The sequence below is a fragment of the Nitrosospira sp. Nsp11 genome (assembly GCF_900142705.1).
Taxonomy (GTDB): Bacteria; Pseudomonadota; Gammaproteobacteria; order Burkholderiales; family Nitrosomonadaceae; genus Nitrosospira.
Genome location: NZ_FRBV01000004.1, coordinates 78,535 through 98,187 on the forward strand (window position 1 = coordinate 78,535; position 19,653 = coordinate 98,187).

The 19,653-nt window shown below is 51.5% G+C and carries 20 protein-coding genes; 8 read left to right on the top strand and 12 right to left on the bottom strand.

Annotation, left to right across the window (positions count from 1 at the left end):
- Window positions 1-45: 45 nt before the first annotated feature.
- From BUA28_RS06875 to petA, 3 genes are read right to left on the bottom strand one after another with little or no spacing between them, the layout of a single operon-like run.
- Window positions 46-783, bottom strand: a complete 738-nt coding sequence (locus BUA28_RS06875) for a cytochrome c1 (RefSeq protein ID WP_072767382.1) — start codon at window positions 781-783, stop codon at window positions 46-48.
- Window positions 780-2,027 carry a cytochrome b gene (locus tag BUA28_RS06880; RefSeq protein WP_072767383.1) on the bottom strand — a complete coding sequence of 416 codons (1,248 nt, stop codon included), beginning with the start codon at window positions 2,025-2,027 and terminating at the stop codon, window positions 780-782. Before BUA28_RS06880 ends, BUA28_RS06875 begins: the two co-directional genes overlap by 4 nt.
- Window positions 2,028-2,633: a ubiquinol-cytochrome c reductase iron-sulfur subunit gene (gene petA / locus BUA28_RS06885; protein ID WP_072767384.1), complete on the bottom strand. Its 606-nt coding sequence runs from the start codon at window positions 2,631-2,633 to the stop codon at window positions 2,028-2,030.
- Between the two features lie 412 nt (window positions 2,634-3,045).
- Between petA and BUA28_RS06895 the strand changes: the two genes are divergently transcribed.
- Complete coding sequence (locus tag BUA28_RS06895) at window positions 3,046-3,255, top strand: DNA gyrase inhibitor YacG (RefSeq protein ID WP_072767386.1); 210 nt, start codon at window positions 3,046-3,048, stop codon at window positions 3,253-3,255.
- Window positions 3,256-3,425: 170 nt separating this feature from the next.
- Here BUA28_RS06895 and BUA28_RS06900 read toward each other — a convergent pair whose 3' ends face one another.
- Window positions 3,426-4,376, bottom strand: coding sequence for a Nudix family hydrolase (locus BUA28_RS06900; protein ID WP_072767387.1), 951 nt, complete (start codon window positions 4,374-4,376; stop codon window positions 3,426-3,428).
- 21 nt (window positions 4,377-4,397) lie between these two features.
- Window positions 4,398-5,261, bottom strand: a complete 864-nt coding sequence (locus BUA28_RS06905) for an ATP-binding protein (protein ID WP_072767388.1) — start codon at window positions 5,259-5,261, stop codon at window positions 4,398-4,400.
- A 416-nt stretch (window positions 5,262-5,677) separates the two neighbouring features.
- On the opposite strand from BUA28_RS06905, the gene BUA28_RS06910 reads away from it, so the two are divergent.
- Window positions 5,678-6,226 (top strand): EF-hand domain-containing protein, encoded by a 549-nt coding sequence (locus BUA28_RS06910; RefSeq protein ID WP_256598255.1) that lies wholly within the window; start codon window positions 5,678-5,680, stop codon window positions 6,224-6,226.
- Between the two features lie 147 nt (window positions 6,227-6,373).
- Here BUA28_RS06910 and argJ read toward each other — a convergent pair whose 3' ends face one another.
- Window positions 6,374-7,618 carry a bifunctional glutamate N-acetyltransferase/amino-acid acetyltransferase ArgJ gene (argJ, locus tag BUA28_RS06915; RefSeq protein ID WP_072767390.1) on the bottom strand — a complete coding sequence of 415 codons (1,245 nt, stop codon included), beginning with the start codon at window positions 7,616-7,618 and terminating at the stop codon, window positions 6,374-6,376.
- 338 nt (window positions 7,619-7,956) lie between these two features.
- Here argJ and BUA28_RS06920 point away from each other — a divergent pair, with 338 nt between their 5' ends.
- On the top strand, window positions 7,957-8,184 hold the full coding sequence (locus BUA28_RS06920; protein WP_072767391.1) for a sulfurtransferase TusA family protein: 228 nt from the start codon (window positions 7,957-7,959) through the stop codon (window positions 8,182-8,184).
- 129 nt (window positions 8,185-8,313) lie between these two features.
- Here the strand turns inward: BUA28_RS06920 and BUA28_RS06925 are convergent, their stop codons facing one another.
- The 4 genes from BUA28_RS06925 to BUA28_RS06940 form a co-directional block, all read right to left on the bottom strand.
- Entirely contained in the window at window positions 8,314-9,267 is a 954-nt protein-coding gene (locus tag BUA28_RS06925; RefSeq protein WP_072767392.1) for an ADP-ribosylglycohydrolase family protein, read from the bottom strand.
- 74 nt (window positions 9,268-9,341) lie between these two features.
- On the bottom strand, window positions 9,342-9,521 hold the full coding sequence (locus tag BUA28_RS06930) for a Trm112 family protein (RefSeq protein ID WP_072767393.1): 180 nt from the start codon (window positions 9,519-9,521) through the stop codon (window positions 9,342-9,344).
- 240 nt (window positions 9,522-9,761) lie between these two features.
- On the bottom strand, window positions 9,762-10,178 hold the full coding sequence (locus BUA28_RS06935) for an ExbD/TolR family protein (RefSeq protein ID WP_072767394.1): 417 nt from the start codon (window positions 10,176-10,178) through the stop codon (window positions 9,762-9,764).
- 150 nt (window positions 10,179-10,328) lie between these two features.
- The gene (locus BUA28_RS06940) at window positions 10,329-10,985 is read right to left on the bottom strand and encodes a MotA/TolQ/ExbB proton channel family protein (RefSeq protein ID WP_072767395.1); all 657 of its coding nucleotides are present in this window, start codon (window positions 10,983-10,985) and stop codon (window positions 10,329-10,331) included.
- Window positions 10,986-11,276: 291 nt separating this feature from the next.
- Here BUA28_RS06940 and xseA point away from each other — a divergent pair, with 291 nt between their 5' ends.
- From xseA to htpX, 5 genes are all read left to right on the top strand, one after another.
- Window positions 11,277-12,620, top strand: coding sequence for an exodeoxyribonuclease VII large subunit (gene xseA, locus BUA28_RS06945; protein WP_072767396.1), 1,344 nt, complete (start codon window positions 11,277-11,279; stop codon window positions 12,618-12,620).
- 220 nt (window positions 12,621-12,840) lie between these two features.
- A complete protein-coding gene (locus tag BUA28_RS06950) occupies window positions 12,841-13,215 on the top strand; it encodes a DUF423 domain-containing protein (RefSeq protein ID WP_072767397.1) in 375 nt (124 codons plus the stop codon).
- 45 nt (window positions 13,216-13,260) lie between these two features.
- Window positions 13,261-14,448 carry a THUMP domain-containing class I SAM-dependent RNA methyltransferase gene (locus BUA28_RS06955; RefSeq protein ID WP_072767398.1) on the top strand — a complete coding sequence of 396 codons (1,188 nt, stop codon included), beginning with the start codon at window positions 13,261-13,263 and terminating at the stop codon, window positions 14,446-14,448.
- 19 nt (window positions 14,449-14,467) lie between these two features.
- Window positions 14,468-14,962 (top strand): disulfide bond formation protein B, encoded by a 495-nt coding sequence (locus tag BUA28_RS06960; protein WP_072767399.1) that lies wholly within the window; start codon window positions 14,468-14,470, stop codon window positions 14,960-14,962.
- Between the two features lie 143 nt (window positions 14,963-15,105).
- On the top strand, window positions 15,106-15,987 hold the full coding sequence (gene htpX / locus BUA28_RS06965) for a protease HtpX (RefSeq protein WP_072767400.1): 882 nt from the start codon (window positions 15,106-15,108) through the stop codon (window positions 15,985-15,987).
- A 368-nt stretch (window positions 15,988-16,355) separates the two neighbouring features.
- Here htpX and BUA28_RS06970 read toward each other — a convergent pair whose 3' ends face one another.
- Both BUA28_RS06970 and murJ read right to left on the bottom strand, forming a co-directional pair.
- Window positions 16,356-17,279, bottom strand: a complete 924-nt coding sequence (locus BUA28_RS06970; RefSeq protein ID WP_256325336.1) for an MlaA family lipoprotein — start codon at window positions 17,277-17,279, stop codon at window positions 16,356-16,358.
- Between the two features lie 350 nt (window positions 17,280-17,629).
- On the bottom strand, window positions 17,630-19,168 hold the full coding sequence (gene murJ, locus BUA28_RS06975) for a murein biosynthesis integral membrane protein MurJ (RefSeq protein WP_072767401.1): 1,539 nt from the start codon (window positions 19,166-19,168) through the stop codon (window positions 17,630-17,632).
- Window positions 19,169-19,653 lie beyond the last annotated feature (485 nt).

A 19,653-nucleotide genomic window follows, 5' to 3' on the forward strand; every position in this document is an offset into this window, starting at 1 on the left:
CTCAGCGCAAACGATTTGGGTACATCTTTCGTAAAGGGGAAATAATCAATGAATGTCCTTCCAATATTCATGTTTTAGCGCATAGGTCAGCGCCAGCATGCCAAACAGGAAGAGCATCACAATAATTCCTATTTGCACTCGCTTGGTTGCAGCCGGTTCACCCAGGTAAACCAGGAAGTTCACCAGATCGGCCACATAGGCTTCATATTCTGTTTTCGAGAGCGTGCCTGGTTTATCCAGCTTCAGTTCCTTTACCTCATGCGTACCACCGTGACCATCGTCGACGGTGTTCGTCACCAGCGATTGCTCGCCCTGCAACTGATAGAGTACATGAGGCATGGCGGCTTTATCGAATACAAGGTTATTCCAGCCCGTAGCGGTGGAGTCATCACGATAAAACTTCCGGAGATACGTATAGAGCCAATCAGCACCACGAGAACGAGCGATTACCGATAGATCAGGCGGGGCGACGCCGAACCACTGTTTGGCTTCTTTGGTTTTCATGGCGACAGTCATGAGTTCCCCCACTTTCTGCCCGGTAAATATAAGATTGTCGCTGATCTGGTTCTCGCTCAGGCCAAGATCCCGTAGCCGGTTGTAGCGCATGTATTCAGCACTGTGGCACGACAGGCAGTAATTGACAAAAGTCTGGGCGCCGCGTTGCAGCGAGAGCTTATCGCCCGACCGGATCGGCGCCTGATCCAGCTTTACGGTTGACTCGCTGGCAAATGCGACAAGCGGAGCCAAGCATAAAATAGCTAAAATAGTTGTTATTTTTCTCATTCTTTCACCCTGGTCGGTTCAGGCTTGGTTTTATCTATCTTGCTGTACCACGGCATAAGGATAAAGAAGGCAAAGTAGATTACCGTGAATATTTGCGCGAGTGTCGTGAACAGCGGGGTGGGTGATTTGGTGCCAAGGTAGCCAAGCACGAAGACGCTAATGACAAAGAGCGTGAGGGCAAACTTGAAAATAGGGCCTTTATAGCGAATAGACTTTACGGGACTACGGTCCAGCCAAGGTAACAGCGCGAAGATCGCGACCGATCCGCCCATCAGTACGATGCCCCAAAGCTTGGCGTCTATCCACAGGAAATTGATGGTGACCGCCCTCAGCATCGAGTAGTACGGAGTGAAGTACCATACCGGTGCGATATGGTCAGGCGTTTGCAACGTATTGGCAGGAACGAAATTGTTGTACTCAAGGAAATAGCCACCCATTTCAGGGGCGAAAAATATGATCGCGCAGAACACGATCAGGAACACGATGACGCCGAAAATATCCTTGACCGTGTAATACGGGTGGAAGGGGATACCATCGACGGGAATGTGTGTTACGGGATCTTTATATTTTTTGATTTCAATCCCGTCCGGGTTGCTCGAGCCGACCTCATGCAGCGCCAATATATGAACCACTACCAGCGTTACGAGTAAAACAGGCAGAGTCACGACGTGATAGGCAAAGAAACGGTTGAGCGCGGCATCCGACAGCATGAAGTCACCCAGAAGCCAGTTCGAGAGCGTTTCGCCTATTACCGGAATCGCGCCGATCATGCTCACGATCACCTGGGCGCCCCAATAGGACATTTGCCCCCAGGGGAGGATATATCCGGTAAACGCCAGCATCATCAGCATGAAGAATATTCCCATGCCGATCAGCCAGAGAAGTTCGCGCGGCTTGCGGTACGAACCGTACATCATCCCGCGGAACATATGCAGGTAGACCACCACGAAGAACATGGATGCGCCGGTGGAGTGCATGTAACGGATCAGCCAGCCGAAATCCACGTCCCGCATGATATATTCCACCGAGGCGAATGCCATGCTGGCGTCCGGCTTGTAGTTCATGGTGAGGAAAATGCCGGTAAGAAGCTGATTCACCAGCACGAGCATGGCTAGCGAGCCGAAGTAATACCAGAAATTGAAATTCTTCGGCGCGTAGTATTCGGTAAGATGAGCCTTCCAGTTAGAAGTCAGGGGAAAACGTGCGTCTATCCAGTCGACCAAGGACGCTAATCGCTTGCTCATTTATGCGGACTCCTTACGATCAGACCCGATCAACAGGGTGGTATCGCTTAAATACAGGTGAGGGGGGACGACAAGGTTGGTCGGCGCAGGGACGCTTTTGTAGACGCGACCCGCGAGATCGAACTTGGAGCCGTGGCAGGGGCAGAAAAAACCGCCCAGCCAGTCGGCACCGAGGTCCGCAGGCGCAATATCTTTGCGGTATACGGGAGAACATCCCAGATGGGTACAGACCCCTTCGACTACCAGAATCGCCGGTTTGATGGAGCGTGTTTCATTCTGCGCATACTTGGGTTGCTGGTCTTTTTCCGATTTTGGATCGGATACCTGACTGTCAAGCTTCTTCAGATCAGCCAGCATTTCAGGGGTGCGATTCAATACCCATACCACCTTGCCGCGCCATTCCACCAACAGCAGCATGCCTGGTTCAACCTTGCTGATGTCCACCTCAACCGGGGCGCCCGCCGCTTTTGCACGTTCGCTGGGCATCATGCTCATCATGAAAGGAGTTGCCACTGCAACGCCCGCGATCCCGCCCGCAATCGAAGTTGCGGCGATGAGAAAACGTCTCCTGCCGTTCATTTCCTGTTTTTTCTCAATATCTGCCATATTTTGCAGTCCCGTTTTTAATTTCGGACCTTCTAAAAAAACTCATAAAAAAACTTAACCATTTTACCATAATACGTATCGAAAAATAAATATGCATTATAAAAACTATTGATTGGATGGTAGAAAACCGCACCTGACCATTTTTATTGATCAACAGGCTGTGAGCGGGGTACTTGCGTCTACATGCGTTCTTTCCGCCGACATCCGGCTTGAGTTTGATTTGATACAAAAACCCGTTGCCGCGCAACATCGGCGGATATCTGTAAGGTTGTGACATTCATTTGACATAATACTCCCTTCGGAGCAGGCGGTCCAGGATACTGTCCAGCTGGCTTGATTAAAGCAATCAAGTCATAATAGTCAGGTGGTCTGGTGATGTTTCAACGGATAAGATATTTTCAGGTTCACGACTATGAAGCAACCCCTTGTCAATTGCCCACATTGCGGCAAGATTATCGTCTGGGATACGACCAACCGTTATCGGCCTTTTTGTTCGGAGCGCTGCAAGATGATCGACCTGGGGCAATGGGCTTCGGAGTCTTATCGAATTCCGGATGCGGAAACGGATACGGATTCGGGCACGGAAAAACAGAAAGAAGATGTGTTTAAAGATGAGCAATAACGATCTGGCGCTGGAGTTCGAAGAATTGGCGCTATCTCAACACCAATAATCAGAACGAATAATCCGAACATTACCCGGCATTACCTCAGCCTCAGGCTGTTGAGCCGTATCCTTCACCGGGGTCCTTCAGTTGGCAAACCTTCCCGGATTTGCTCTGCAGGGCTGAACCTTTAGCCAATACCCCGCATCATGGCCATTCCATGTCCGCCATGTTCCCATGCCGTGGTTAAATCTTCCCGGCGCAGCCCGCCTAGGGCATAAACGGGTATCGAGCAATCCCGGATGAGCGCGGCAAATCCTTGCCAGCCTAGCGTCGCAGATCCGGGGTGACTCAACGTCGGCAGTACCGGCGCAAGCACTGCAAAATCCATACCCAATTGTTCAGCTCGAAAAAGCTCTTCCGCATTGTGGCAAGACGCGCTGCACCATTCGACATCCGGACGCTTCATGACGTCCATCAGTTGTTTTGACGCAAGATGTAGCCCGTCCGCCCCGGCTTTCCGATAAAAGTCGACGTTGTCTATGCTGCCGTTTACCAATACTCTGGCGCCATGACGATGACCGAGTGTAATTACAGCGCCGATAAAAGCATTGAACGCCTTCTCCGGCATGGTTTTTTCGCGTACCTGCAACAGTCGTACACCTCCTTGCAGTGCGTGTTCGATCCGGCTTAGAGCAATATCTATCCCCAATTCCGCAACATTGGTTATTGCATAGATTGCCGGCAAACCCAGCATCCGCAATACCGGTGTATTTGCCGGCAGTATCGGTTCAACGCTGATATCTTCCGCGGATTGCCAGGCCAACTCCTGATTTTCGCGGGGCTGCGGCTTGCCATGCCATTTCACTACGCGGTAAAAATAGAGGCGGACAGTGGCATGACTGTAGTTAAAGGTGCGGGTGATCCAGGGGTAGGCATGCTCGGCAAATATACCCAGCTCTTCCAGTAATTCGCGCCTTAATGCGTGCAATAGTGGCTCATCGGGTTTCACCTTGCCGCCGGGAAATTCCCAGTAACCTGCATAAGGCTTGCCCTCGGGCCTGCGCGCGAGAAGAAAGCGGCCATCAGGGGCAGTGATGACCGCAACGGCTACTTCAGTGATATGAGTGGGAGAGGACATGGTGAGGAGATTTTTTGAAAATCATGGCAGATTCTGCTTTCCTGCACAGTCGCGTGCAAATTGCCATGCTACACGTCCACTTCGTGAGCCGCGCCCGAGTGCCCATTGCAGGGCCGCTTCACGTATAGGCGGAGTCATTTCTTGGATACCGAAATGGTTGAGCCAATGTCCGGCAATATCCAGGTACTGCTCCTGGTTAAACGGGTAGAAGGATACCCATAGCCCAAAACGCTCCGATAAAGAAATCTTCTCTTCGACTGATTCACTCGGATGGATTTCTTCCCCTAAATGCCGGGTATCCATATTGTCCCGCATGAAATCGGGCATCAAGTGGCGGCGGTTGGAAGTCGCGTAGACCAGAACGTTCTCGGATGCCGTGGCGATAGAACCATCGAGTACGACTTTCAAGGCCTTATAGCCGGGGTCACCCGCCTCGAATGACAGGTCGTCGCAATACAGAAGGAAGCGTTCAGGGCGATGGCATATCTGCTCGACGATGTCGTGCAGATCGGTAAGGTCATGCTTTTCTACTTCAATTAAACGTAACCCCAGGGCAGCATATTTATTCAGCATCGCTTTTACCAGCGATGACTTGCCTGTGCCGCGCGCGCCCGTAAGCAATACGTTATTGGCGGGACGTCCCTGTACGAACTGACGTGTATTTTGATCTATGAGATTTTTTTGTCGTTCTATGCCTTGCAAAGCATCGAACGTTACGTGGTGAGGGTGGTTCACAGGTTCAATGGAGCCGGTACGACCGCACTTTCTCCAACGAAATGCAATGGCGGAATTCCAGTTGGGGTCTACCTGCCCAGCCGGCAGCAGCCCTTCAAGACGGGAAAGCAGCGCTTCGGCCCGATCGTACAGCTCGTCCCAACCTTTCATAAGTTTCCAAATCAAACGTTAATTTCAAATTATAACAATCGCACCTTACAGGAGAATCATTTTCGCCCGTCATTACGAATATCTCATGTAACGGGGTAAATATGGTTTTCGCTTTTTGCAGGTTGCAATTTTTTTAGACCGTCCCGAGTGGAAAGTGGGCGCCTGAATAATATAAGCCGGAGATTCAAACGAAATTCATATGTGTGCTATCGAACGGAACCGCTCAGCTAAGAAGGCCATGATCTGGTGTGTTACGTCCAGCGTATGCAAGGTGCCGCGGTTAAGGTATCTATCGTAACAGACTGTAAATAACGGAAACAAATAAGGTGGAATCACTGATGAGATGCAGCACTTATATTGCATGCTCTCCCGAAAGCTTCCTTTAAATCAAACAAAATATTTAGGAGAAAAACATCATGAATAATATGCCGAGTAAAAAATCAATTATTTCTCTTGCTTTGGGCTCCGCGCTGGCCGCCACGCTGGGTACCGCATCCGTTGCGTCTGCGGCCGAAAACCCTTTCGCCATGCAATCCCTCAATAACGGCTACATGGTCGCCCAGTCTGACTACGGTGACAGGAAAGATGGCGACAAGAGAGACGACTACGGCGACAAGAAGGATGGGTATGGTGACAAGAAGCGTGGAGAGGGTCGATGTGGTATGTCCATGGCCGATACCGACAATGATGGCCGAGTGAGCAGGGACGAGCATGCCCGCCATGCTGAAATAATGTTCGACAGAATGGATACCAACAAGGACGGGTACATCGATAAGGATGAAGCCAGCGCAATGAAGAAAAAGCGCCACCACGGCCATCATGGCCAGAGTTATGACCAGAAATCCTCCGGTGACGGGTACGGGTCCAGCGACGGGGACGGCGTGGAAATAACCCGTGATCGCGTATATGGATCGGGCCAAAGATACAATCGCGACTTCCCACATATGAAGCCCATGGGTGACTAAGAAGATGTTCAGTTAGGTCAGCTCTCGCCAAAGGTCATGGTAGCAGGAGCCTGGCCATGAGGTGAAGCTCCGCTCGTTGCGCTTGGCCGTTGCGCAACGAGCAACAGCGATTGTTTCCTTACGACGTTGTCCGGCACAACGCAAATGCTAACTGCGATAATCCGCATTGATCTTTACATAATCATAAGATAGATCGCAGGTCCAGATGGTGGTCGAAGCTCGTCCTCTATTGAGCACGACACGCACGGTGATTTCGGATTGCTTCATCACTTTTTGACCATCTGCTTCACGGTAGCTGCGCGCCCGGCCGCCATTTTCGGCAACCAGAATGTCATCGAGATAGAGTTGCAATTTGTTTACGTCAAGATCTTCTATCCCCGCATAACCTATTGCCGCCAGTATTCGGCCAAGATTTGGATCAGATGCGAAAAAAGCGGTTTTAACCAGCGGAGAATGAGCAATGGCATAGGCAGCCTTGCTGCATTCGTCCAGTGTCTTCCCACCCTCCACCTGGACGGTAATAAACTTGGTTGCTCCCTCACCGTCGCGTACGATAGCCTGCGCAAGCGATGCTGCAACCTCGGTTATCGCGTTTCGCACCTGTGTGAATTGAGTACTTTCATCATCTGAAATAACCGAATTGCCCGCCTGGCTTGTTGCTATCAGAACGAGTGCGTCATTAGTTGAAGTATCTCCATCCACGGTGATGCGGTTAAATGTATTCTCCGCGACATGCCGCACGATTCGTTCCAGCAGTGGCTGACTCAGCGCCGCATCGGTCGCAATGTAACCCAGCATCGTCGCCATGTTTGGATGGATCATTCCCGAACCCTTGGCGATACCCGTGATCGTCACGGTTGTGCCGTCGAGAGAAATCTGTTTCGATACCGCCTTGGGCACGATATCTGTCGTCATGATTGCCTGGGCGGCAGCAAACCAATTGTCCGCCTTAAGGTCGGCCACCGCCGCGGGCAACCCGGTAATAATTCTTTCCAACGGCAGCGGCTCCATAATTACACCGGTAGAAAATGGCAGCACTTGCCGACTCTCACAATCGAGCAAGTTGGCGAGTTCAACGCAGGTGGCGCGGGCATCCGCAACGCCGCCTTCACCTGTGCCAGCATTGGCGTTGCCGGTATTAATAATCAGTGCGCGGATCGGGCAGGCAGAAGTGGAGCCCAGATTCAAAAGATGTTCTTTAGCGACTGTCACAGGGGCCGCACAAAACCGGTTTTGCGTAAATACACCGGCCACCTTTGCGCCTTCCGCCAAAACGATGACAAGCAGGTCTTTGCGGCCGGGTTTCCTGATCCCTGCTTCGGCGATGCCCAACCTTACGCCTTTAATGGGGAGCAGATGTTCGGGTAGTGAAGGGGTAAAGTTGACTGGCATAATGACGCTATCGGTAATTCGCGGGAAGTGACGTGTTGTCGAGTCTCAATCAAAACAACAAGGTGGTATTATCTTCGGCCCTTGTCTTCAGGCTCGAAAAAAAGATCGTTCTCACATATGCTAACTCATCTTTAACTTTCCTTTCATATTTTCGTTTTTTGGCTTCTAATGATTATCAATATCAGCGTAACAAACATAACTTCCAGTCGCACCATAAATAATCGCTTATCCGTTTTTTTCTTGAATTTCTCGCGGGTCATGAAAATAATTTTGGCAGATCACTTGTTACATTCCATGGGCAGGCGACTATTCCGTAACCAGGAATCGAGGAGAAATGCATGAATTGCGATAAAGAACTGGATGTGTGCGGCCTGAATTGCCCGTTGCCTATCCTGCGCACAAAAAAATCCCTGGTGGATATGACTACCGGGCAAGTGTTGAAAATAACCGCAACCGACCCTGGCTCAGTAATTGATTTCCAGGTCTTCGCCGATCAGACGGGCAACGAGTTGCTGTCCTTGTCGGAAATAGCGGGGGAATTTATCTTTTATATGAGAAAGAAGTGACAACGAGGATTTAGGTTTATATGAGGAGAAACCGAATTCGGGCTCTTGCAATCATCCGCATGGATGCGATCGAAGCTTTTATAAACTGCACCATCGGGTTTTCTGCGTCGTCCCGCTGAATACTTGCATTCAAAGCGCTGCACACGCATCGGCAGCCTCGGCAAGTTTTCGATATCGCGCCAGCCAAGGCAGTGAAATGGGAAATGCAGAATCGTTTTGCATCGCTGCATGCGCTGCGGCCAGGGCGCCAAGCATGATCGAGCGGCCGCAACTGTCTCCGCCGGCGCGAATGTTGGATTCTATTGCAGTACGATAGTCAGCCGCGCGTTGCGCAATATGAAAAATGACTGGCAGGCCTTCCGCGACATGGCACGCCCGGCCAAATCGCTCCGTCACCGCAATGCTATCCAGTTTCGGTATGGCAAGCGCCTGTTCGAGTAATGGTTCGAGGATCGGACCTGCAAACGGTAGAGCATCCGCCAGAGCCTGCGAAATCTGCGCCCCATGCAACAGCTTGAACAGTGCTACCGAGGAGCACCGCGCTGCGGCGAGCGCCAGTTCATTATTATTTGTTACGCGTACCACCTCCTCGACGCGCTTCATGAGATCTTCCAGCGTTCCGGAGTGGGTCGCAATCAATGCCGGCAGCGCTGCCAGCGCCGGATGCTGATCATCATCTGCGCCGGATGCAGCGGGAAATTCCGCTGGTTCAAGGGATAACAAAGTGCGTAACGTCAGGCGGGTCGGGGAATCGATATAACCGACGAATTCGCCGCCGGGCCCAAAATACGCGCGGTATTCAGCCTGATATTCATTACGGCTGAAGGCGCCGTGCTTCGCCAGATGTTTCAGCATCAATAAGCAGACCTCACCGTAGCCGCTAGACTCGCCGAATACCTTCCGACCGTGTGCGAAGTAGCCCTTTGCGTCGGCATAGTCTGTTGCCTCCGGTTGAAGAAACACAAGTCCCCTTGCTGCCTCAATCTCTGCAATGCGCGCTGGATCATAAAGCCAGTGCAGGCCAAGCGCGGCGGAATCAGCAACAAGCGCGCCCAGAATGGCAGCGCTATTCGCATTTTTCATCGTTTATATTCGGCTCCCACTCAGGCAATGCGTTCCATCAGAACCTATTCAAAGGTCCAGGACATTTCCGCGAACTAAATTTCTTCTTCTACAGGTAGTCTTCGTGCTTCGTCTTCCAGCATTACGGGAATGCCATCCTTGATGGCAAAAGCCAGCCGATCTCCTTTGCAGATCAGTTCATTTTCGGCTTTTCTGTAGAGCAGCGGTCCCTTGCACAGCGGACAAACCAGGATATCCAATAATTTTAAGTCCATAATTTCCTCAGCTTCCTCAACTTTAAAGGGTTACGTCAATCAGACCGATTATACTCTGTGAAAGACGGCGGTTATGTAACGGAAACTTCAGTTCGTGAAAGCGCTACATTGCAGCGTATTCTTCCCGCGCGCTTGCGCGCCATCATCCGGTTGAATTGTTATGTTCCCCTCACAACACTAAATACTTTACTATAATTGTCCGCCGCGCCGGAAAGGCGTGTTTCACCATTGAGGGGAGCCCTATCGGGGGTTTTCAGTGGTGAAAGTGATATGGTTGTATCCCGCCAAGCGCGCGGCTTCCATCACCGTTATAACGGACTGATGTGTAGCGTCGGCGTCTGCATTGATAACAATCACCGGGTCCGGCCGATCAGCCGCTGCCACGCGCAATTCCTCGCTTAGCCGCTCCATACTGGAATCTTTGACGGGGGTACGGTTGACGGTATAGTCCCCACTGGCGCTTACTGAAATATCGATAACATTGGGGTGAACAGCGGACTTGTCCGAATTTGCTTGTGGCAGGCTGATTTCGAGTTCGGAAAACCTTGAATAAGTGGTGGTGATCATCAGGAAAATAAGAATCACCAGCAATACGTCGATCATTGGCACCAGGTTGATTTCCGGGTCTTCTTTTTGTCTGCCGCGTTGAAAATTCATGGTTCTTGCTATATTCCCGTAGGTGAACGGTAGTCAGAAAAGCGGGTCATACCTGAAAATCGACAGATGATTCCATCCGTTGTGCGCTGACTTCCCGGTTTACTATTTCTCTGCCTTGTCTCGTTCGGCAGGGTATTTATAAGTCATTCCTCAGGAACCGGCCAGCGGCTGTACTATTCCTTGTCTCGCCGAAGAATCATCCTGGCGTTCGCCATGAACGATCTCCACCAGCTTCAACGCCTGCAATTCCATTTCAATCACCAGCGCATCCACTTTAGCGCGGAAATAACGATAAAACATCATGCTGGGAATGGCTACCAGGATGCCGAATGCGGCATTGTAGAGTGCAACGGAAATACCATGGGCGAGTTGTGCCGGATCACTACCGCCAGTAGGAGAATTCACGCCAAAAATTTCGATCATGCCGACCAGGGTTCCGAACAAGCCCATGAGGGGGCTCACGGATGCAATAGTTCCTAAAGTAGTGAGATAACATTCGAGGTCGTGAGAGACAGCGCGGCCGGCTTCTTCAATGGATTCTTTCATGACTTCGCGCGTGCTTCTGTCGTTTCTCAATCCTGTGGCAAAAATCTGCCCAAGCGGAGAATGTTTTTGAAGGCGCGTGATCATATCGGCGTTCACGCCGCTGTTACGGTACTCGTGTACCACTTTCGGCAGCAGATCTCTCGGTGTAACCATGCTCAGACGCAAGGCCCACATGCGTTCACCAATAATGCCCATGGCAACGATAGAGGCTAATATGAGCGGCCAAATCGGCCAACCCGCAGCTTGAATCAAAGCGAACACGCAGTCACCTCCAGTGCCAAAATCAGAGTTGTAATGTATCTTGCCCCTGTGATTTCGGCAAGGACGCGTTTTTTTCTTGTCCACAATTGCTGTGGATAAGTTTGTGGGTAATCTGCAAATAGGCGCATTAAGTCGCCCTGCCATAACGACTTTTTCTGATTAGATTAATTTTTGTACTTATCAATATACATAAAAAACAATGACTTACGAGTATGCTTTAGTATCCATGCGGGTTTGCCGGCACAATTACGCAATTTTCGTGACAGGTGGGGATTATTGTAGAATGTCAAGATGAATTTCATTATGGAAATGGAGATCGCTCGCCCCGTCTTGAGCGTGAGCGAATTGAACCGTAGCGCCAAGGACTTGCTTGAGCAGGCTTTCCCATTGTTATGGGTAGGGGGCGAAATTTCGAACATCAAGCGCTACGGGTCGGGCCATTGGTATTTTTCACTCAAGGATGCGGATGCCCAGATACGTTGCGTTATGTTTCGCGATAAGAATCAGTATCTGGACTGGCAGCCCAGCGATGGCATGCGGGTAGAGGTGCGCGCACTGGTGACGCTGTACCAATCCCGGGGAGATTTTCAATTAAACGTCGAGACTATTCGACGCGCCGGACTTGGCTCGCTATTCGAAGCTTTCGAGCGACTCAAGGCCAGACTGGGAAAGGAGGGGTTGTTTGATGCCGACCGCAAGAAACCGCTACCGCTATTCCCGAGGCAGATTGGTATCATCACCTCTCCGGCAGCTGCCGCATTGCACGATGTACTGTCCACGCTGAAGCGGCGTATGTCTTTCGTGCCCCTGATCATTTATGGCACGCCGGTGCAGGGAGCCGGTGCTTCAGCCAAAATAGCGGCAGCCATTCGAAATGCGGGAAATCGTGCCGAGTGCGACGTGCTTATCCTCTGCCGCGGCGGGGGTAGTATCGAAGATCTGTGGGCATTCAATGAGGAGGCAGTAGCACGCGCAATCGCCGCCTGTCCCATTCCTATCGTGAGTGGCGTAGGTCATGAGACTGATTTCACCATTGCTGATTTTGTGGCTGACGTTCGCGCCCCGACGCCTACCGGCGCCTCGCAGCTCGTCTGCCCGGACCGGAAGGAATTGATACGGCATGGAGAAATCATGCACGGACGCCTGCAGCGAGCAATGCAGCGTGGCATTGAAAGCCGGATGCAGCATATCGATATGCTCGAATGCCGCCTGGTGCATCCCGGAAAACGGATCAATGATCAGCTTGGGCACCTCCAGCATTTGCGCGAACGCCTGGCTCGCTCATGGCACCAGGATCTGGCACGCCACTATTGGCGTTTGCGTGAGCTTGACCAGCGTCTCCTGATCGCCAGCCCCGATATTCCCCGTTTGGTTGAACGCCAGCGCGACCTCGGGCTGCGCATGCGCCGGGCCATTGCCGTTCGCATCGAAACGCTTGTAATGAGCTTGCAGCGCCAGCAGGAGAATCTTGCCCATCTTAACCCCGAGTCGGTGTTGGAGCGTGGCTACAGTATTGTTTATGGCCCCGGCGGTGCAGTGGTGAGAAGTAGTGATGAGATCGACGTTGGCGATACCATTCGGGTGGAGTTTGCCAAAGGGGGGAGCAAGGCACGCGTGACAGAGAAAAATGAGTAACTAAGAGTAACTAAGAGTAATTTTTGATCAATGTTTGAAATTTACGATCGGTGTAGACATTTTGACAGGGGTGATGCAGACTACGAATGTTTTAAATATCTGTATCGATTATCTATCCTTCAGCGCCTCGGCTGTCTTTGCGCGTAAAAAGATATATGTGCTGGGGCCTGTGTCCTATCAGCACATTCCTTAGTCTTCTCATTCAGAAAATAGGTCTCCGATGTCAAGAGTTTTTCTCACCCTGGGTGCTGTCAATGCATTTTTATGCGTCGCCTTGGGCGCTTTCGGTGCGCATGGCTTGAAACAACGGCTTTCTACAGACATGCTTGCCGTATACCAGACGGGCGTGCAGTATCATTTTTATCACGCGCTGGGCCTTATCGCCGTCGGCCTCATACTGCTGCATCTTCCTGCATCCAGACTGCTCACATTGTCGGGCTGGCTGATGCTTGCCGGAATTATTCTTTTTTCCGTCAGTCTGTATGTCCTGAGTCTGACGGGAATACGCGGGCTCGGTATCATCACGCCATTTGGCGGCGTCGCGTTCTTGAGCGCGTGGGCGATGCTTGGCTATGGGGCGTGGACTGCGAAATAAACAGTACGAAGTCGCCATGCTAATTGTTGTGCTCCCGGCTTTATCGTGACGCTCTACTATTTTTTCGCGCCCTGTCCGCGAGGACTGGAACCGGCACTCGTAACCGAGTTGGAGCAGCTTGGCGCCTCTTTTGCCGTCGCGCGCGACGGCGGGGTCCAGTTTCAGGGCGACTGGCACATCTGCTATCGGGTTAATATGGAAAGCCGCATTGCCAGCCGCATTCTTTGGCGGGTCGCGCGCAATGCCTATGTCAGCGAAGCCGATGTGTACGAAACAGCTCACGCATTGCCTTGGAATGAATGGTTTTCCCCGGCTGCAACGATTCGCGTCAACGTGGCTGCCATCAAGTGTCCGCTACGCAGCCTGGATTTTGTCACGCTCAAGATCAAGGATGCGGTCTGCGATAAATTCCGCAGTACGGTTGGCTGTCGTCCCAGTGTCGATACAGTGCAGCCGGATGTTCGCATTCACAGCTTTTTGGATGCCCGGGAATTTACTTTATATCTTGACACGTCCGGCGATGCCTTATTCAAGCGCGGCCTTAGAAAAAATACGGTTGAAGCGCCCATAAGAGAAAACCTTGCCGCTGGAATTCTAGCCCTGGCGGGTTGGCAGCCAGGAATTCCATTGCTCGATCCGATGTGTGGCAGCGGCACATTCCTGCTCGAAGCAGTGCAGATTGCATTGAATATCGCGCCGGGGCTGGGGCGGAGCTTCGCTTTTGAAAAGCTGACGAGCTTTGACAGAAAGCGATGGGAAGAGATTAAAGAAGCAGCGCTGGCACGGCAGAAGCCGAGAACGCTCCAGCCGATTTTCGGCAGAGATTTGTATGGGGATGTCGTTTCCGTCGCGCGCGCAAATCTATCTGCTGCGGGTTTCTCTGAAGTGGTGACCCTCAAGCAGGCGAACCTGCTGGAAATTTCCGCGCCCGCGGCTGCCGGATTTCTTGTAACCAATCCCCCTTATGGGGTGCGTTTAAGTGAGCAGCAAGAGCTCGCGGAGTTTTATCCGAAACTGGGAGACGTACTGAAGAAAAAATTCAGTGGATGGAATGCTTATATTTTTACCGCCGATCCGCTTCTGCCAAAGCTCATACGTTTAACACCTTCGCGCCGTGTGCCCTTGTTCAACGGGGCGCTGGAATGCCGTTTGCTGGAATATAAAATGGTGCAGGGGGGAATGCGAAGGGTGAAGAAAACGGACGTCAACCAGCAGCCCGATCAACTCCTGTAAGCCGGGTCATGTGAGCCGCATGAAGCCAGGAATAAGAGTAATTTTTCTACTGATATTTCTCGGTTGCGCCAGCCTGGTCAGTTATGCCCTTTATTTACAGCTGGTAAAGAGCCTGTTGCCTTGCCCGCTTTGCGTTGTTCAGCGCGTTGCCTACTGGCTGGTGGGATTAATCGCGCTATTGGCATTTCTCCACTCTCCCCGCGCAAAAGGGTTGGGAATTTACAGCGGCTTGACGGCGGCCTTTGCGTTTTCCGGAGCGGCAGTTGCTTTGCGTCAGGCCTGGCTGGTGCGCTTTCCCGAGGCATTCGAATGCGGCATCAGTCCTGAAGAAAAGTTCTTGAACGCGTTGCCGTTAGCACAATGGTGGCCCAGCATGTTTGAAGCGAACGGGGACTGTGCCGATGTCACCTGGAAGTTCGCATTACTTACGCTTCCGGACTGGTCCGCAATTTTTTTCATAATCTTTGGCAGTTTGGCGGTATATATTTTACGTGCCACGCGCAACCGCCATTGATGAGATGAATGGGAAAAAGCGCGCCAGTAAGCGTTATTTAACCCAAGCGGATATCAACATATTCTAATAATAACGGCCTTGAAATCTCGGCTTGTGCCCCTATTTACAATGTGTCTTCTACAATTGGAAACGGAACACACTTTATGAAACGAATTTTTCTTTTTGTTATCACCAACCTGGCAGTGTTACTGGTGCTAAGCATTACGCTGCGGATATTGGGCGTCGACCGCATGCTGGATGCCGAGGGTGGCGGTATAGACTTCAATTCATTGCTTATCATGTCCGGAGTGATAGGTTTTGGCGGTTCGTTGATTTCGCTTGCAATGTCCAAGTGGTCTGCAAAACGCATGACCGGAGCAGTTGTCATTGAGCAGCCTTCTGACCCGACCGAGCGCTGGCTGGTTGAGACAGTCCGGCGCCAGGCCGAACTTGTCGGTATCGGCATGCCGGAGGTGGCGATCTATGACGCGCCGGATGTCAATGCATTCGCTACCGGCATGAACCGCAACGATGCATTGGTGGCGGTGAGCTCTGGCCTGCTTCAGAGCATGCATAAAGATGAAATCGAAGGCGTATTGGCGCATGAAATAAGCCATGTCGCCAATGGCGACATGGTTACACTCGCATTGATCCAGGGCGTGGTTAATACATTCGTAATTTTCCTGTCAAGAATAATCGGCCATTTCGTAGACAGGGTTATATTCAAAACCGAAAGGGATCACGGCCCGGCTTTTCTGATTACAACCATCGTGGCACAAATGGTGCTGGGAATACTTGCAAGCATGATAGTCATGTGGTTTAGCCGCCAGCGGGAGTTCCGCGCAGACGCAGGTGGTGCGCGTCTCGCAGGACGTAATAAAATGATCGCGGCGCTGGAGCGCTTGAAACAGCGGCATGAACCGACACAATTGCCAGAACGACTGGCGGCATTTGGTATTTCGGGAGGAGAGGGCGGCCTCAAGAGTTTATTTATGTCGCATCCGCCACTTGAAGTGCGCATTGCAGCGCTACGTTCAATGTCCTGAGTCGTTCATCGTTTGAGATAAAACGGCGGTAGGCTGAGATGGCCACCGCCGTTTTTTCTTGCCCCTCGACTGTCCAGCAGGAAGTAGATTGGCTCACGCAGAAACGGGAGCGTTCGGCAAGTCGTCAAGCGTAGCCATAAGTCCGAAAGGCCAAACTGACGCGTACTAGTGCTTAGGGAAGCTAAGGGTTATAACCGCAGGAATTGCGCTGTGGACAGGCAGGCGCTAAATATAGCGGCAATGCAATCCTTTACCTGCTACGACTATGGATTGCATTGCTTTTGCGAGCAGGGAACGGTGAATTATCTTAAATTCTTTTTATAAGGAAGCAGGAGGAATTCAGAAGATTTTAATTTAAAAATTCAAAATTAATCATTATCTTCATCCTCTTTTTGCGGAGGGGGATTTCCGTCATGCACCAAATTGCGCCGCCGCTGGAGGTAGGCTTCACGCATGAACTCGTATTTATCCAGCGCAGCCTCATCCAGCGTCTTCTCGGATTTAAGCAAGTTGGAACGAGTATCAGTGGCTCTGCTTGCCCCCACTACCGGACCTATAAAAGGAGCAACGAAGAAGCTGCCGACGAAAACAGGATCGGAAGCTGCATCGATCAAGCGCCCGCCCGCGTCACGGATCGAACTGGGACCGAAAAAAGGAAGCACCAGATAAGGACCGCTTGCCACCCCGTGGTAACCCAGGGTTTGCCCAAAGTCCTCGTCATGCTTTTCCAGGCCGACATCGCTCGCCAGATCAAATATTCCCACGAGGCCAAAAGTGGTGTTGACGATCAGCCGCATCCCGCTAGTCGCCGCGTTGCCGAATTTCAGTTGCAGAAGGTTATTCAGCGTCACCGGTATGTCGTTGATATTCGAAAAAACATTTCCTACCGCAGTTTGCAGCGGGTCGGGCATCAGCCATCTATAACCTTTGGCCACCGGCCTGAACACATAATCGTCAGCGGATTCATTGAACCTGAATACCGCGCGATTCATCGGTTCCCAAGGGTCTCTTTTGCTAAAACCCGGATAAGTCGCCGGAGGGGCGGCATTTTTGAATACTGGACCTTCATACGCTTCCCGCTGTTCTTTTTTCAGGTTATCAGTTGTCGGAGCAATATCCTTAACCGACGCGTTCGTATCAGGCGAAGCGCTCGTGCTCGTGTTGAGCAGGACCCCTGTATCATCCGAAGCGCTTGAGTTTATATTGGCCGAGGTGGTGGTATTCGTATCGGTGATTTTATCGGCTGTGGTGCTCTTGTTGGTTGTGGCGCAACCACTAAGGAAAAACCCCAAAAGCACCATTGATAAGGTGGAATATCTGACGAAATGAGTCATAGTCGGGAGATAGAATGTTCTGCCATTGATGGGGGTTGAAAAACCTACCCATTATATGGTTAATCCAGGCGGGACGGGCAAATTTTTTCCAACAAAAAAAAGGGTCCTTCGTGTGTTTTTTTTCGCTGAACATACGCCAGTCGAAAGAAATGACCCTAAGCAAGGATAGACCTGTTTATAGAGGGGTTTGCTCGAGCTGATCGGCAAAAGACAAAAGACACCGGAAAATAAAGGGAGAACGGCCTTAATTCATACCTGGCCTCTGATCCTTGAACAGGCCTTGTTTTAACGCTTATGTTCCGTCATGTTTATGCTGCACCCTGCCGTGAGAAGTTTTTGAGACGGAAACCGAGCAGCCATAATGTCAAAAAGTAACTGATTGCGCCGATCGGGACCACCCATGCCAGTCGTGCTGCACGCTCCAAAGTAGAACCGAGCAGCCACGACGCATCGCTGCCCGAGGCGAACCAAAGCGTGCCGCCCATCATCGTTAGCGCTATCGATATTTTCGCCATGAACATTGCCCATCCCGGTTGAGGTTGGTAGATTTGATGGCTGCGCAATTTGTAGTAGAGCAATCCGGCATTAAGACACGCGCCTAGCCCGATAGCCAACGCCAGTCCGGCATGACGCAGCGGTATAATGAATGCGAGGTTCATTAATTGGGTAACAACAAGTGTGATGACGGCAATTTTCACCGGTGTGCGAATATTCTGCCGGGCGTAAAACCCCGGAGCCAGCACTTTTACCAAAATCAGCCCCAGCAACCCTGAACTGTAGGCCACCAATGCATTGCGCGTCATCCAAACGTCATTGGCAGAAAATTCGCCGTGATAAAAAAGGGTGGTGATGAGCGGCGTTGCAAGCAGTGCCAATGCCAACGCCGCCGGCAGCGTTAAAAGCACGGTCAAGCGTAGGCCCCAATCCAGCAGGCGACTATATTCTTCAGTGCTGTTATCCGCATAGTGCCGCGACAACGACGGCAGTAATATCGTTCCAAGCGCCACCCCTAGCAGGCCTGCGGGAAATTCCATCAAACGATCGGCATAGTAGAGCCAGGAAACGCTGCCGGTGACAAGAAAAGAAGCGAATATCGTATTGATCAACAGGCTGATCTGGCCGATCGATACGCCGAACACGGCTGGCCCCATTTGCTTGATGACGCGCCATGCGCCGTTGTCTCTCGACCTGAGGCGCGGACGTGGCAATAATTTGATACGCATGAGAAACGGTACCTGGAAGGCTAACTGGAGTACCCCACCAATGAATACTGCCCATGCGAGCGCCAGTACCGGCGGGTCCACTAGCGGAACCAGCCACAGTGAACAGCCAATGAACGACAAGTTGAGCAATGCCGGGGTTAACGCCGGTACGGAAAACCGTCCGAAGGTATTGAGGATGCCCCCTGCCAGTGATACAAGCGAGATGAACAGAATGTACGGAAACGTGATACGCAGCAGTTCCACTGTTAATGCGAATTTCTGCGGGCTGGCGCTAAAGCCTGGTGCGCTCACATAAATTATGAGGGGCGCAGCAATGACGCCTATGGTCGTGACTAAAAACAAGGCGATGGACAACAGTGTCGCAACTTGATTGATTAGCTCACGTGTCTCCTCGGGTGTGCGGCGGTTTTTGTATTCCGCGAGTATTGGCACGAATGCCTGTGAAAACGCGCCCTCAGCAAATAATCGGCGCAGCAGGTTGGGAATGCGAAAGGCTACAAAAAAAGCATCAGTTGCAACGCCTGCACCAAAAATACGGGCAATGAGCACATCCCGAACGAATCCCAGGATACGGGATATCATCGTCATTCCGCTGACGGTAGCGAGGGCTTTAAGCAGATTCATGGATGAGTATGTTAACCCGAATCCTTCCTCGGGTTCGGTTCGGTAGGTGAACAACCGAAAAAGTTACGCATGAGTAAGCCCTCTTTACAAAAATATTCCGGGTTTTACCCGCCCCATCAGCAACAATCGGCAGTGTAGGATTTACCCGCCAGGACAAAGCAACGATCCGAGGGTGGGTTTCACTGGAAATACGACCTTGCTGGCATTGGCGGCTCAGGATGAAGCAACGATCAGTAGGGCGGGTTTCACCCGCCGCGATCGAGCAACAAATCCACAGGGCCAGCTCTACCCATGGGGTAAAGCAGCACAACGATTCGTAGGAACGGTCGCGTCCCGGCTGACAAGTTCAGGAGTGTATAGGGAGTCTCATGGCGTCGATGTTACAAGGGCGCCGGTGTGAAGGCCGGGAGAGCAGCTCGATAGCGTGGGGATCAACAGATACAGATATCGTAGCGGGAGCTTCGGGAAGAAGGAGTTTATGGGGC